The 14,368-nt window shown below is 66.6% G+C and carries 16 protein-coding genes; all 16 read right to left on the reverse strand.

Annotated features, from left to right (window positions below):
- Window positions 1-4: 4 nt before the first annotated feature.
- Window positions 5-2,128 carry a flagellar biosynthesis protein FlhA gene (gene flhA, locus F3I16_RS12245; protein ID WP_160494035.1) on the reverse strand — a complete coding sequence of 708 codons (2,124 nt, stop codon included), beginning with the start codon at window positions 2,126-2,128 and terminating at the stop codon, window positions 5-7.
- 134 nt (window positions 2,129-2,262) lie between these two features.
- The gene (gene flhB / locus F3I16_RS12250; protein WP_160493879.1) at window positions 2,263-3,399 is read right to left on the reverse strand and encodes a flagellar biosynthesis protein FlhB; all 1,137 of its coding nucleotides are present in this window, start codon (window positions 3,397-3,399) and stop codon (window positions 2,263-2,265) included.
- A 9-nt stretch (window positions 3,400-3,408) separates the two neighbouring features.
- Window positions 3,409-4,185, reverse strand: a complete 777-nt coding sequence (fliR, locus tag F3I16_RS12255; protein WP_160493880.1) for a flagellar biosynthetic protein FliR — start codon at window positions 4,183-4,185, stop codon at window positions 3,409-3,411.
- Complete coding sequence (gene fliQ, locus F3I16_RS12260; RefSeq protein WP_160079357.1) at window positions 4,185-4,454, reverse strand: flagellar biosynthesis protein FliQ; 270 nt, start codon at window positions 4,452-4,454, stop codon at window positions 4,185-4,187. The genes fliR and fliQ overlap by 1 nt, the downstream gene beginning before the upstream one ends.
- 11 nt (window positions 4,455-4,465) lie before the next feature.
- Window positions 4,466-5,221 (reverse strand): flagellar type III secretion system pore protein FliP, encoded by a 756-nt coding sequence (gene fliP, locus F3I16_RS12265; RefSeq protein ID WP_160493881.1) that lies wholly within the window; start codon window positions 5,219-5,221, stop codon window positions 4,466-4,468.
- The gene (fliO, locus tag F3I16_RS12270; RefSeq protein WP_160493882.1) at window positions 5,218-5,649 is read right to left on the reverse strand and encodes a flagellar biosynthetic protein FliO; all 432 of its coding nucleotides are present in this window, start codon (window positions 5,647-5,649) and stop codon (window positions 5,218-5,220) included. Before fliO ends, fliP begins: the two co-directional genes overlap by 4 nt.
- Before the next feature lie 7 nt (window positions 5,650-5,656).
- Window positions 5,657-6,130 carry a flagellar motor switch protein FliN gene (gene fliN, locus F3I16_RS12275; RefSeq protein WP_160493883.1) on the reverse strand — a complete coding sequence of 158 codons (474 nt, stop codon included), beginning with the start codon at window positions 6,128-6,130 and terminating at the stop codon, window positions 5,657-5,659.
- Window positions 6,131-6,191: 61 nt separating this feature from the next.
- The gene (gene fliM, locus F3I16_RS12280; RefSeq protein ID WP_160493884.1) at window positions 6,192-7,163 is read right to left on the reverse strand and encodes a flagellar motor switch protein FliM; all 972 of its coding nucleotides are present in this window, start codon (window positions 7,161-7,163) and stop codon (window positions 6,192-6,194) included.
- A gap of 13 nt (window positions 7,164-7,176) precedes the next feature.
- Window positions 7,177-7,704 (reverse strand): flagellar basal body-associated protein FliL, encoded by a 528-nt coding sequence (fliL, locus tag F3I16_RS12285; protein WP_160489648.1) that lies wholly within the window; start codon window positions 7,702-7,704, stop codon window positions 7,177-7,179.
- Window positions 7,705-7,917: 213 nt separating this feature from the next.
- On the reverse strand, window positions 7,918-9,231 hold the full coding sequence (locus F3I16_RS12290; protein ID WP_160493885.1) for a flagellar hook-length control protein FliK: 1,314 nt from the start codon (window positions 9,229-9,231) through the stop codon (window positions 7,918-7,920).
- Between the two features lie 91 nt (window positions 9,232-9,322).
- Window positions 9,323-9,673 (reverse strand): Hpt domain-containing protein, encoded by a 351-nt coding sequence (locus tag F3I16_RS12295; protein ID WP_160493886.1) that lies wholly within the window; start codon window positions 9,671-9,673, stop codon window positions 9,323-9,325.
- Window positions 9,674-9,701: 28 nt separating this feature from the next.
- A complete protein-coding gene (locus F3I16_RS12300; protein ID WP_160493887.1) occupies window positions 9,702-11,396 on the reverse strand; it encodes a fused response regulator/phosphatase in 1,695 nt (564 codons plus the stop codon).
- A 6-nt stretch (window positions 11,397-11,402) separates the two neighbouring features.
- Entirely contained in the window at window positions 11,403-11,708 is a 306-nt protein-coding gene (locus F3I16_RS12305) for an STAS domain-containing protein (RefSeq protein ID WP_160493888.1), read from the reverse strand.
- A gap of 74 nt (window positions 11,709-11,782) precedes the next feature.
- Complete coding sequence (gene fliJ, locus F3I16_RS12310; protein ID WP_160493889.1) at window positions 11,783-12,232, reverse strand: flagellar export protein FliJ; 450 nt, start codon at window positions 12,230-12,232, stop codon at window positions 11,783-11,785.
- A 3-nt stretch (window positions 12,233-12,235) separates the two neighbouring features.
- Window positions 12,236-13,597 (reverse strand): flagellar protein export ATPase FliI, encoded by a 1,362-nt coding sequence (gene fliI, locus F3I16_RS12315; protein ID WP_160493890.1) that lies wholly within the window; start codon window positions 13,595-13,597, stop codon window positions 12,236-12,238.
- Window positions 13,587-14,363, reverse strand: coding sequence for a flagellar assembly protein FliH (gene fliH, locus F3I16_RS12320; protein ID WP_160493891.1), 777 nt, complete (start codon window positions 14,361-14,363; stop codon window positions 13,587-13,589). Before fliH ends, fliI begins: the two co-directional genes overlap by 11 nt.
- Between the last annotated feature and the right edge of the window lie 5 nt (window positions 14,364-14,368).

Genomic DNA, 14,368 nt, shown 5'->3' on the forward strand with positions numbered 1-14,368 from the left:
ACCCTCAGTTCTGGCCCACCGTCGCAACGATGGTGACCTGCTTGTTATCCGGTATTTCCTGGTAGGCCAGTACATGCATGCTCGGTACGGCGAGTCGCGCAAAGCGCGAGAGCATCGCCCGAACCGGGCCGGCCACCAGCAGGATCACCGGTTTGCCGAGCATTTCCTGGCGCTGCGCCGCATCCACCAGGGAGCGTTGCAGCTTTTCAGCCATTCCGGGTTCGAGGAGGATGCCGTCCTCGGAGCCCTGACCGGCCTTCTGCAGGCTATTCAGCAAAATCTGTTCCAACCTGGGCTCCAGAGTGATCACAGGCAGCTCCGGCTCTAGTCCCACAACGCTTTGCACGATTGCACGGGCCAGCGCGACGCGAACTGCGGCGACCATCGCGGCGGGATCTTGACTCTTTGGCGCCACGTTGGCGATGGCTTCGGCGATGGTGCGGATGTCGCGTACCGGCACCTGTTCCTGCAGCAGCGACTGCAGCACCTTGAGCAGGGTCGACAGCGACACCAGCCCCGGCACCAGCTCCTCGGCCAGCTTCGGCGAGCTCTTGGCCAGCAGCTGCATGAGCTGTTGCACTTCCTCGTGGCCGAGCAGCTCGTGGGCGTGCTTGTGCAGCACCTGGTTGAGGTGGGTGGCAACCACGGTGCTGGCGTCGACCACCGTGTAGCCGAGCGACTGTGCCTGGTCACGCTGGGTCGGATCGATCCACACCGCCTCCAGGCCGAACGCCGGATCCTTGGCGGCGATGCCGTTGAGCGGGCCGAACACCTGCCCCGGGTTGATCGCCAGCTCGCGCTCGGGATAGACCTCGGCCTCGGCCACGCTGACGCCCATCAGGGTCAGGCGGTAGGCGTTGGGCAGCAGATCGAGGTTGTCGCGGATATGCACCGAGGGCATGAGGAAGCCCATTTCCTGAGAGAGCTTCTTGCGCACCCCCTTGATCCGCGCCAGCAACTGCCCGCCCTGGGCCCGGTCGACCAGCGGAATCAGGCGGTAGCCGACCTCCAGGCCGACCATGTCCACCGGGGTCACGTCGTCCCAGCCCAGTTCCTTGACCTCCTGGGCCCTCTGCGCCGGCAGCAGCTCCTGCTGGCGCTGGACTTCCTTGACCTCCTCGTCCTTGACCTTGCGCTGCTTGTTGGCGATCCAGTACGCCGCGCCGGCAGCCACCAGGCCCAGGCTGATGAAGGAGAAATGCGGCATGCCCGGCACCAGGCCCATGGCGATCATGATCGCCGCGGCCACGGCCAGCGCGCGTGGCGAGGCGAACATCTGCCGGGTGACCTGGGCGCCCATGTCTTCCGAAGTCGACACCCGGGTCACCATGATCGCCGCGGCAGTGGACAGCAGCAGCGACGGAATCTGCGCCACCAGGCCGTCACCGATGGTCAGCAGGGTGTAGATGCGCCCGGCCTCGGCGAAGGGCAGGTCGTGCTGCAGCATGCCGATGGCGATGCCGCCGATCAGGTTGATGAACAGAATCAGCAGGCCGGCCACCGCGTCGCCACGGACGAACTTGCTGGCACCGTCCATCGAGCCGTAGAAGTCGGCTTCCTGGGCCACTTCGACCCGCCGCCGCTTGGCTTCCGGCTGGTCGATCAGGCCGGAGTTGAGGTCGGCGTCGATGGCCATCTGCTTGCCGGGCATGGCGTCCAGGGTGAAGCGCGCGCTGACTTCGGAAATCCGCCCGGCACCCTTGGTGACCACCACGAAGTTGATGATCATGAGGATGGCGAACACCACGATACCGACCACGTAGTTGCCGCCGATCACCACCTCGCCGAAGGCCTGGATCACCTTACCGGCGGCGTCGTGGCCGTCCTGGCCATGCAGCAGCACCACGCGGGTGGACGCCACGTTCAGCGCCAGGCGCAGCAGCGTCGCCGCCAGCAGGATGGTCGGGAACACGGCGAAATCCAGCGGGCGCAAGGCGTAGATCGCCACCAGCAGAACCACGATGGACAGGGCGATGCTGAAGGTGAACAGCACGTCGAGCAGGAACGCCGGAATCGGCAGCATGACCATGGCGAGCATGACCAGCAGCAGCAACGGGATGCCCAGGCTGCCATGGCGCAATCCCGAGAGATTAGTGCGTACGTCACCGATGATTTGTGCGCGATCCAGTGCCACGTGTGTTCCCCACCCATTCAATCTTTTGACGCAAAGCGCGTCCTGGCCGGGGTATCGCAAGAAGCGTTCCAGAACGGCCGCGACACGTGCTTCGCGCTCGGTTTTTCGCCTGCGGCTTGCCGCTGCCGCTATTCGTCGCGACGCAGGTCCGGCGGGATCGGCAGGTCCGGCAGCGGCCCGGGGCGCTTGCCCTTGCCGGCGCGGAACTGCTTGAGCTGGTAGACGTAGGCCAGCACCTGGGCCACAGCCAGGTACAGGCCGGCGGGGATCTCGTGGTCGATTTCGGTGGAGAAGTACACCGCCCGCGCCAGGGCCGGCGACTCCAGCAGGGTGACCTTGTGCTCCTGGGCGATCTCGCGAATCTTCAGCGCCAGGAAGTCGCCGCCCTTGGCCAGCAGCACCGGCGCATTGCCCTTGGCCGGGTCGTACTTGAGGGCCACGGCGAAGTGGGTCGGGTTGGTGATCACCACGTCGGCCTCCGGCACCGCCTGCATCATGCGCCGCTCGGCCATCTCGCGCTGCAACTGGCGGATCTTCGACTTGACCTCGGGCTTGCCCTCGCTGTCCTTGTACTCGTCGCGCACTTCCTGCTTGGTCATCATCAGCTTCTGCTTGGCGTCCCACAGCTGGAACGGCACGTCCACCGCGGCAATCAGGATCAGCCCGCTGGCCAGCCACAGAGCGCTCCAGCCGACGATCTGGGCGCCGTGCAGGATGGCCGAATCGATCGGCTCGTAGGCCAGGGCCAGCAGGTCGTTCTGATCGGCCGAGAGCACGGCGAGGCCGACCAGCAGGATGACGATGAACTTGGCCAGGGCCTTGAGCAGCTCGATCAGGGCCTTGGTCGAGAACATGCGCTTGAGCCCTTCCCAGGGGTTCATCCGGCTGGCCTTGGGTTGCAGCGCCTCGGCGGAAAACAGCCAGCCGCCCAGGGCGATCGGACCGACGATGGAGGCGATCAACAGCACGATGAGAAACGGCTGGATCAGCACCAGCGCATCCTTGCCGGCCGCCAGCAGGTACAGGGCCATCGAGCCGTCGTCCAGCAGCACCTCGCGCGGCAAGGCGAAGTTGTTGCGCATGATGCGCAGCAGGCCATCGCCCATCTGCGCGCCATACATCAGCAGGGCAATGGCGCCGGCGAGGGTCACCGCGAGGGTATTGAGCTCGCGCGAGCGGGCGATCTGGCCTTTCTTGCGCGCCTCTTCCAGGCGCTTGCTGGTGGGTTCCTCGCTCTTGTCGGCACCGCTTTCACTTTCCGCCACGGTACCTCCTTAGCGCGCCTGCGCCAGTTCGCGCAGCAGTTGCAGGGCGTCGCTGGTCAGCGCCTGGAAATGGGCGAGGAAATCGGCGATGCCCAGCCAGAAGATGAACAGGCCCAGCACCAGGGTCAGCGGGAAGCCGATGGAGAAGATGTTCAGCTGCGGCGCCGCGCGGGTCATCACGCCGAAGGCCAGGTTGACCACCAGCAGGGCGATCACCACCGGCAGCGCCAGCAGCAGGCCGGCGGCCAGCACCCAGCCGAGTTTGCCGGCCAGCTCCCAGTAGTAATCGACCAGCAGGCCCTGCCCCACCGGCAGGGTCACGAAACTCTCGGCCAGCACCTCGAACACCACCAGGTGGCCGTTCATCGCCAGGAACAGCAAGGTCACCAGCATCAGCAGGAACTGGCCGAGCACCGGCACCGACACGCCGTTGGCGGGGTCGACCATGGAGGCGAAGCCCAGGCCCATCTGGATCGCGATGATCTGCCCGGCGACCGAGAACAGCTGGAAATACAGCTGCAGGACGAAGCCGAACATCACCCCGATCAGCACCTGCTCGCCGATCAGCAGCATGGACTGCAGGCTGACCGAATCGACCTGCGGCATCGGCGGCAGGTTCGGCGCCAGCACCAGGCAGATCGCCAGCGCCAGGTACAGGCGCACCCGGGTCGGCACCAGCTGGGTACCGATCACCGGCATGACCATCAGCAGCGAGGCGATGCGAAACAACGGCAGCAGGAACTGGCCGACCCAGCCGCCGATCTGCGCATTGGTCAGTTCGAGCATCAGCCGATCAACAACGGGATGTTCTGGATCAGGTTCTGGGTGTACTCCATCAGCTGGCGCACCAGCCAGGGACCGGCCCAGATCAGGGTGAGCAGCATCACCAGCAGGCGCGGGACGAAGCTCAGGGTCTGTTCGTTGATCTGCGTGGCGGCCTGGAACATGGCCACCAGCAGGCCCACCAGCAGGCTGGGCAGGACCATCAGGCCAACGATCATGGCGGTCAGCCAGAGCGCTTCGCGGAACAGGTCGACGGCTATTTCCGGAGTCATCTGCGCGCCCTCTATATGGTGCCGAAGCTGCCGGCCAGGGTGCCCATGATCAACGCCCAGCCGTCGATCAGGACGAACAGCATGATCTTGAACGGCAGGGAAATGATCAGCGGCGAGAGCATCATCATGCCCATGGCCATGAGGATGCTGGCCACCACCATGTCGATGATCAGGAACGGGATGAAGATCATGAAACCGATCTGGAACGCGGTCTTCAGCTCGGAGGTGACGAACGCCGGGATCAGGATGGTCAGCGGCGCCTGCTCCGGGCTGGCGATGTCGGTGCGCTTGGACAGGCGCACGAACAGCTCCAGGTCGGAGGCGCGAGTCTGCGCCAGCATGAAGGCCTTGATCGGCACCTCGGCCTTGGTAATCGCCTCCTGGGCCGGCAGCTGCTCGTTGAGGTAGGGCTGCAGGGCCTCGCGATTAATCTGCTCGAACACCGGCGCCATGATGAACAGGGTCAGGAACAGCGCCAGGCCGACGAGGATCTGGTTCGACGGCGTCTGCTGCAGGCCCAGGGCCTGACGCAGGATGGAGAACACGATGATGATCCGGGTGAAGCTGGTCATCAACATGACGAACGCCGGGATGAAGCTCAGCGCCGTCATGATCAGCAGGATCTGCAGGCTGACCGAATACTCCTGCTGCCCTTCGGCGTTGGTGCTCAGGGTGATCGCCTTGAGCGACAAGGGGTCATCGGCGCCGAACGCCAGCGGCGCGGCCAGCGCCAGCAGCAGGGTCAGCAGAATGCGCCAGGCGCTCATGTCTTGTCCTTATTGTCCTTGCCGAGCAGTTCCATCAGGCGCTGGGCGAACTCCGGGGTGGCCGGCTCGGCCTCGCCCAGGGCGACCGGTTCCTTGAGCACATGCAGCGGGCTGATGCGCCCGGCGCTGATGCCCAGGAGGATCTGCTCGCCGCCCACCTGCACCAGCAGCAGCCGGTCGCGCGGGCCCAGCGCCTGGCTGGCCACCAGCTTGATCACCTGGCCGCCGCGCGGGCCGAACTGCTGCACCCGACGCATGACCCAGGCCAGGGCGAAGATCAGGCCGACCACCAGCAGCAGGCCGAGCAGCAGTTGCACCAGCTGGCCGCCGATGCCGGAACCGGCCAGCGGAGTCGCCGCGGGCGCCGCGGCGGTGTCGGCCTGCGCGCTCAGCGGCAGGGCCAGCAAGAGGCTGAAGAATCTGCGCATGGTCGTCTCAGCGCAGCTTCTTGATGCGTTCGCTGGGGCTGATCACGTCGGTCAGGCGGATGCCGAACTTCTCGTTGACCACCACCACCTCGCCATGGGCGATCAGCGTGCCGTTGACCAGCACGTCGAGCGGCTCGCCGGCCAGGCGGTCGAGCTCGACCACCGAGCCCTGGTTGAGCTGCAGCAGGTTGCGGATGGAGATATCGGTGCTGCCGACCTCCATGGAAATCGACACCGGGATATCCAGGATCACGTCCAGGTTCGGCCCGTCCAGGCTGACCGGGCCGTTGCTGAGCTTGGGCCCGCTGCCGAACTCTTCCATCGCCACCCGCGGTGCCGCCGGTTGCGCCATGCCGCCACCCTGCGCCATCAGCGCATCGATATCGTCCTGGTTGGTGTCATCGCCGGCCTCGGCGAGCGCCGCGGCCCACTCATCGGCCAGTGCCTGCTCCTCGGGGGAGGTACCTTGTTCGTCTGCCATCGCTATTCCTCGGCGGGCTGTTGTGTGGATGAGCCCGCGCGTGGCGGGCCCTGGCACTCGCTTAACGCAAGCGCTCGATCGGTTCGATGACCTGCATGGCCAGGTTGCCCTTGTGCGCGCCCAGCTTGACCTTGAAGGCCGGCACGCCATTGGCGCGCATGATGATGTTTTCCGGCAGCTCCACCGGGATCACGTCGCCCGGCTGCATGTGCAGGATGTCGCGCAGCTTGAGCTGGCGGTGGGCCACGGTGGCGCCCAGGGGCACGTTGACGTCGAGGATGTCCTCGCGCAGGGCCTTGATCCAGCGCTCGTCCTGGTCGTCGACATCGGACTGGAAGCCGGCATCGAGCATTTCCCGGATCGGCTCGATCATCGAGTAGGGCATGGTGATGTGCAGGTCGCCGCCACCGCCATCCAGCTCGATATGGAAAGTCGACACGACGATGACTTCGCTGGGGCTGACGATATTGGCCAGCGCCGGGTTCACTTCCGAGTTGATGTACTCGAAGTTGACGTCCAGCACCGCGTGCCAGGCTTCCTTGAGGTCGACGAAGGCTTGGTCCAGCACCATGCGCACCACGCGCAGCTCGGTCGGGGTGAACTCGCGCCCTTCGATCTTGGCGTGGCGGCCGTCGCCGCCGAAGAAGTTGTCGACCAGCTTGAACACCAGCTTGGCGTCCAGGATGAACAGGCCGGTGCCACGCAGCGGCTTCATCTTCACCAGGTTGAGGCTGGTCGGCACGTACAGCGAATGCACGTACTCGCCGAACTTCATCACCTGCACCCCGCCCACCGCCACATCGGCCGAGCGCCGCAGCAGGTTGAACATGCTGATGCGGGTGTAGCGGGCGAAACGTTCGTTGATCATCTCCAGGGTCGGCATGCGTCCGCGGACGATGCGATCCTGGCTGGTCAGGTCGTAGCTCTTGACGCTGCCGGGTTCGGCGTCGTCCTCGGTGTCGACCAGACCATCGTCGACGCCGTGCAACAGCGCGTCGATTTCGTCCTGTGACAGCAGGTCTTGTACGGCCATGGCTGACTCCTGCCTACTGCAACACGAGATTGGTGAACAGCACCTGTTCGACCACCATCTTGCCGGTCTCCTTCTGCGCCAGCTCCTGCACCGTGGTGGTCGCCTGCTGGCGCAGCATTTCCTTGCCCACCGGGGTGATCAGCGCGGCGTAGTCCTGGCCGGAAAACAGCATCACCAGGCGGTTGCGCAGCACCGGCATATGCACTTTCAGGGCGTCCAGCTCGGCCTGGTCGCGGGCCATCAGGGCCACACTGACCTGCATGTAGCGCTGGCGGCCCTGGTAGTTGAAATTGACGATGAAGGCCGGGGCAATCTGTTCGTAGATGGCCGACTTCTTGACGGGCGTGGTCTCGGCCGCCTGTTCCGCATCGGCCTCAGGCTTGCCGTCATCCTGCTTGCCGAGGAAGAACAGCGTGGCGCCGACGGACAGGCTGACGGCCAGCAGCAGCGCCACCACGATCAGGATGATGAGCTTGAGCTTGCTCTTGCCGGCGGGCTTGTCGCCATCGGTTGGAGGTTGCGGCGCTTGTTTCTTTGCCATGCCAAAAATCCGTCGCTGATCTGGGTTTTGTCTGCGGTCCAAGGCTTAGAGCAAGTGTTATGCCACCTTGCAAACAAAGTGGCGGCTCAGGCACCCGCGACGCAGCGTGCCGATATACCAAGGCGCAGACCCGCTGTCACCCGAAAACGACTGCGCCCGGTGCTTTTCTTGGCACCGGGCGCAGTTGATTGGCGTGAATCAAGCCGCCACGGCTCAGGCGTAGTAGTCCACCAGGCCACGCGGCGCAGCACCGGCCGCCCCGCGCAGCTCGCTGACGCCGGCGAGCGACTCGCCCTCGCCGTCCTGGCCGCGCCCGCCACCCGAGCCGGCCTGGCGCCGCCCGTCATCGCCACCACCCTGCCAGCCGCGGGCCAGCGACTGGTCGGACACGTTGACATCCAGCTGGCCCATGCCCTGCTGGCTGAACATGTCGCGCAGGCGCTGCAGCTGGCCTTCCAGCTGATCACGCACGTTGGCGTTGGCACTGACGAAGGTGACCTGGGCGGCCTGGTCCTTGTTCAGCTCGATGCGCACCTCGAGGCGCCCCAGCTCCGCCGGGTCGAGCTGGATCTCGGCCGACTTGAGGTTCTGGCTGGACAGCCACATGACCCGGTCGACCACCGCCTCGCTCCAGGCGCCCTGCTGCATCGGCACCGGCTGCCCGGGCACCAGCGGCAGGCGCTGGGCCACGCTGGTCTGCTGGGCGATGGCCTGGCTCAGGGCGCTGAGCTTGCTGGCAACTGCATCGGCGCGGGCATCGACCTGGCCTTCGCGGACGCCGGGCAGGCTGTTCTCCAGCCCTTCGGCCAGCAGCTCGGCGTTGTCGAAGGCCTCGTCGCCGCCCTCCTCGGCGGGCACGGCATCTCCGGCCAGGGCGGCCAGGGCATTGGCGAAGCCTTCCTCGGGCTTGGCCGCCTGCTGCGCCGCCAGCGCCCCCGGGCTCAGTGGCTGCTGGGCGGCGGCCTGGTTCTGCGCGCCGATCTCCAGGGCCAGGCGCACACCGGGCAGGCTGTTGAGCATGTCCAGCTCCGGATCATGGCTGGCCTCGCTCAGCTGCGCCGGGGCGGCACTGCCGACCAGTGTCGTCGGCAGCGGGGGCGCCGGCAGCGCTTCGTCCGCCGTCTCGGCGCCGGTGCCGGTCGCCAGCGTCGTCTCGCTCGCCTCCTCGACCGGCAGCTGGCCACTCAGGGCCATCAGCAGCAGGGGATCGACGGCGCCCTCCTCGCCCTCGGCCAGCTCGTCGTCCGGCAAGGCCTTGCCGCTATCGGCAACCGCCGACGCTTCGCCTGCCGCCTCGGCAACCACCGGTTCCTCCGGCTTGCCGCTGTCGCTGCGTTCCTGGCCGGCCTTGGCAGCGGCCTCCTTGCGCTCCGCGGTCTTGCTCTGGCGCTCCTTGGCGTACACCTCGGCAAAGCTGGAAGCCTCGTTCTTGGCGGGCTCCGGCGCAGCATTCGGGGTTTTGGCCACGGCCGCCTTGGGCCTGACTTCGGGGGCGCTCTGCAGCAGGAAATCCGGTGCAACGGACATGGGTACTCTCCGTTCTGGTTGGGTCGTACGGAGACATAGCAAGCACCGGGCCAGGTTCACGAGAAGGTGTATGAGGCGACGGGACAGCCTGCTAGCGGTAGCGCTGGCGCTCGGCGCGAAACAGGATGCGCACGATGGCGAACTCGCGCTCGATCTGCTCGATCAGGGCCGGAGCTTCGTCCAGCTGCTCGCGCCGCGCCGCTTCCTCGAGCAGCTTGCACAGGCCGGCCAGCTGGGCCGCGCCCATGTTGCTGCAACTGCCCTTGAAGCTGTGCGCGGCCAGGCGCAGCGCCTGGGCATCGGCGGCCTGCTGGGCCTGCTGCAAACCGCGCAGACGCTCGGTCGAGTCGGCCAGGAAGGTATCCAGCAGCACCGGGTATTCGTCCTCCATGACGTCCTGTAGCGTTAGCAGCACATTGCTATCGAGGTGGAGATCAGACACCTGTTCACTCCTTGATCAAGAGTCCCGATTATGCCTGAGCGGGCCAGCAGAACTCCACGCTTACGCTGCGCCCGTCCGCCGACCACTGGCAATCCCGGGCCAGCTGGCGGACCAGGCTGAGGCCGCGCCCGCTGAGGCGGTCGAGCCGCTGCGGCGAACCCAGGGCGCCGCTGACATCGAAGCCACTGCCACTGTCCTCGATGCGCACCCGCAGCACCCCGCCCTCGGCCAATGGCTGCAACTCCAGGTGAAAGCGCACATAGCCCTCGGCAAGCCCGGCCAGGCGCGCGCTGCGCTCCCGGTAGTAGCGGGCAAAACCCTCGGCGTCGCACTTGAGCGCCGAATCCAGGCCCAGCACGCCATGCTCCAGGGCATTGGAGTAGAGCTCGGCGAGCACCGTATACAAGGCCCCGCCCTGGGCCCGCAGGCCCTGCACCTCGAGCAGCAGCTGCAGCAGGAAGGGCAGCGGATTGAAGCGCTTGAGGGTTGGCGCGCGGAATTCGAAGCTGGCCGACCAGTCCAGCGGGCTGTTCAGGCCGCTGTCGGAGAAGGCCAGCGGCGGACGGCTGAGCAGCCCCTCCTCGACCAGGCCGACCTCGATCATGCTGACGTCGTCCTGCGCCGCCCCGCGGAACGCCGCCAGCGCCTGCTGGATCTCGTCGAACAGCTGCGCCGGCGGGCAATGGCCGTCGAAGATCGCCTGCAGGCGCTGCTCGCCGAACATCTGCCCGGCGCTGTCGCAGGTTTCCAGCACCCCGTCGGAGAACAGGAACAGCCGGTCGCCGAGGCCCAGCGGGTGCACTTCATAGCGGTCGTCGAAGCTGGCCGGCTCCAGCACGCCGAGCGGCAAGTGCCGGGAAACCAGGGCGGTGCGCGTGCCGGTAGTGGCATCCAGCAGGTAGCCATCGGGCAAGCCGCCGGTCCACACCTCCACCACCCGCCGCTGGAAGCTGAGGTTGAGCACCGTGGCGCAGCAGAACACTCCCACCGGCAGGATGCGTTTGAGCTTGGCGTTCATCTCGCGGAGGATTTCCGCCAGGGAAAAGCCCTTGGCCGTCATGCCGTAGAACACCTCGGCCAGCGGCATGGCACCGATGGCCGCCGGCAGGCCGTGGCCGGTGAAGTCGCCGAGCAGGATATGCATGCCGCCCGAGGGCTTGAACGCGGCCAGCAGCAGGTCGCCGTTGAACAGGGCGAAGGGCGATTGCAGGTAGCGGATATTCGGCGCGTTGAGGCAGCCGGAGTGCGCCACCTTGTCGAACACCGCCTTGGCCACCCGCTGTTCGGTGAGCAGGTGCTCATTGTGCTTGGCGATCAGGTCGCGCTGCTGCATGACAGTGTCCTGCAGGCGGCGCAGGCGGTCCATGGCGCGGATCTTGGCTTCGAGAATGGTCCGGTTGTAGGGCTTGGCGAGAAAGTCGTCGCCCGCCTCCAGGCAGCGCACCAGCGCATCGCTCTCGGTCAGCGAGGTGAGGAAGATGATCGGCACCAGCGCCTCGCCGGCGCAGGCCTTGATCCGCCGCGCCGCCTCGAAGCCGTCCATCACCGGCATCAGCGCATCCATCAGCACCAGCTGCGGGCGCTCCTGCTCGAACAGCATGACCGCCTCCAGGCCGTTGCTGGCGGTCAGCACACGGTGGCCCTGACGGTTGACGATGGTGGACAGCAGCATGCGGTCCGCGGCGTTGTCCTCGGCGATCAGGATGGACAAGCGCGTCGGCATGGGGGCTCAGCCGATCTGGAACAACTGTTCGAAGTTGGAAATGGAGAGGATCTTGCGCACATCCGGGTTGCAGTTGATCAGGTTGATGCGCGCATGGTCGCCACCAGCGTGGTCGCGCAGCAGCAGGAGCATGCCCAGCGCCGAGCTGTCCAGATAGGTGGCGCCCTTGAGATCGACCACATAGCGCTTGGGCGTCAAGTTCACCCGCTCGTAGGCGTCGCGAAACTCCTGGTGCGCAGAAAAGTCGAAGCGCCCCTGAATCTGAATGGTCAGTTCCTGTCCGTCATCCGAGGGCAGTACGCTGATGGTCATGAAGCACTCCTTATTTTTTATGCGTGCCGTGCTGCGACAGATTTAGCACTCGGCGTCGCAGGCGGCAACCGCGATCACGACTGATCACGCACGGGCAGGCGCTGGGCCAGCTCGTCGAGCAATTTCTGCTCGCGCTTGTCTTCAGCCAGGCGCGCCTCGTCGAGGTAACGCTGCACCAGCTTGCGCAGGCCTTCCAGACGAGCATAGCGCTGTTGCCAGAGACTGCGCGCCTTGCCCAGGTTGTCGCGGTGCCAGTTGACGCTCTGCTGCTGCTGACCGATGGCGGTTTCCAGCTGCGAGAGAAACCGCTGGTAGTTCATCAGCCACTGCCCGGACACGCCCTGACGGCCCTCGGTGAGCCACTGCTGCTGGTAATCACCACGGTAGCGTTCGAGTTCGCCAAGCTGCGCCTCGGCCTTGCCCAGCAGGCCCTGGCAGTGGCCGAGCTGGCGCGCCGCCTCGCGTTCGGCGCGCTCGGCCATCTCGATCACCGGCGCCAGGCGCGCGGCACGACTATTGGCCATGGCTTAGGCGCCGGGTGCCGAGGGGTTGAACACCTGGGCCAGTTGCGCGGCACTGGCCGCCAGGCCTTCACTTTCCCGCAGGCCCTGGCGCAGGTAGCGGGCCATGACCGGCTGACGGGCGATGGCCAGGTCGGTGTCGGCATCGCCGCCCGGCACATAGGCGCCGACGCTGATCAGGTCGCGACTCTGCTGGTAGCGCGACCACAGCTGCTTGAAACGCTGCGCCTGCTTGAGGTGCTCGGGGCTGACCACCTGCGGCATGACCCGGCTGATCGAGGCCTCGATGTCGATGGCCGGGTAGTGTCCCTCCTCGGCCAGCCGGCGCGACAGCACGAAGTGACCGTCGAGCACCCCGCGCGCGGCGTCGGCGATCGGGTCCTGCTGGTCGTCGCCCTCGCTCAGTACGGTGTAGAAGGCGGTGATCGAACCGCCGCCGGCCTCGGCATTGCCGGCACGTTCCACCAGCCGCGGCAGGCGGGCGAACACCGAGGGCGGGTAGCCCTTGGTCGCCGGCGGCTCGCCGATGGCCAGGGCGATCTCGCGCTGGGCCTGGGCGAAGCGGGTCAGCGAGTCCATCAGCAGCAGGACGTTCTTGCCCTTGTCGCGGAAGTACTCGGCGATGCGCGTGCAATACATGGCCGCGCGCAGGCGCATCAGCGGCGCGTCGTCGGCCGGCGAGGCGACCACCACCGAGCGCTTGATGCCCTCCTCGCCGAGGATCTCGTCGATGAACTCCTTGACCTCGCGACCGCGTTCGCCGATCAGCCCGACCACGATGATCTCGGCCTCGGTGAAGCGGGTCATCATGCCCAGCAGCACCGACTTGCCCACCCCGGTGCCGGCGAACAAGCCCAGGCGCTGGCCGCGGCCGACGGTGAGCAGGCCGTTGATCGAGCGGATGCCGACATCCAGCGGCACGCTGATCGGGTGGCGCTTGAGCGGGTTGATGGTCGGCCCGTCCATCGGCACCCAGTCCTCGGCCTTCATCCCGCCCTTGCCGTCCAGGGCGCGGCCGGCGCCGTCCAGCACCCGGCCGAGCATCGACATGCCCATTGGCAGGCGCCCGGTATCCGGCAGCGGCACCACGCGGGCGCCGGGGGCGATGCCGGTGAGGCTGCCGACCGGCATCAGGTACACCTTGCCGGCGGAAAAACCCATGACCTCGGCCTCGACCTGCACCGGGTGGTAACTGTCGTCGTTGATCACCAGGCAGCGGCTGCCCAGCGCGGCGCGCAGGCCTTCGGCCTCCAGGGTGAGGCCGACCATGCGCAGCAGGCGGCCCTCGACCACCGGCTGGCTGGGCAGCTCGACGGCCTCGGTGTAACCGGCCAGGCGCTTGGCGAAGCTGGTGCGCTCAAGGCGCATCGGGCGCCTCCAGATCGAGGTGGATGTCCGCCTCGGGCGGGCTGGTCATCTGCGCGCGCTGCTGCTCGAACATCTGCTTGAGGGCCAGCGCCAGGCGCGTCTCGATGCTCGCGTCGATGCGGCTGTGCTCGCTCTCGACCCGGCAACCGCCGGGCTGCAGCGATTCGTCTTCGAGAATCCGCCAGCTTTCCTCGTGGCGTTCGCGCAGGGCTTTGACCAGCTCGAAATCCTGCGGGTTGATGTGGATGCGGATATTGCTGGCGCCCATCGGCAACAGCTTGAGGGCTTCTCGCAGCACGCTGCGGATCTGGCTGGAATCGCTGCTCAGCTCGCGCTGGATCACCTGGCGGGTCATCTGGCCGACCAGGTTGACCAGGGCCAGCTCCAGCTCCCGATCCTGGTTGGCGATCGGCTCCAGCAACTGGCCCATCAGCTGCTCCAGGCTCTGCACCTTGAGCGCCAGGGCCGCATCGGCCTCCTGCTTGGCCCTGAGCTGGCCGGCATGGAAGCCATCCTTCTCGCCGGCGGAAAACCCCTCGTTGTAGGCGTCCTGGCGGATCGCCTCGAGTTCATCGAGGGTCAGCGGTTTGACCTCCTCGATGGCAACTTCTTCCATCTGCGGCTGTGGCTCGGGTTCGGCAACCTGCATCGGTTCAGGCTCGGCCGGCACCGCCACCTCGGGATCGAAGCTGGGCAAGGCCCAGCGGTCGAAGCCGGCGACATCCTTGGCGCGAATCAGCTCGCTGGGCGCATCCTTGGGGACCATGCTGC

This window comes from Pseudomonas sp. L-22-4S-12, assembly GCF_009799935.1.
Taxonomy (GTDB): domain Bacteria; phylum Pseudomonadota; class Gammaproteobacteria; order Pseudomonadales; family Pseudomonadaceae; genus Aquipseudomonas.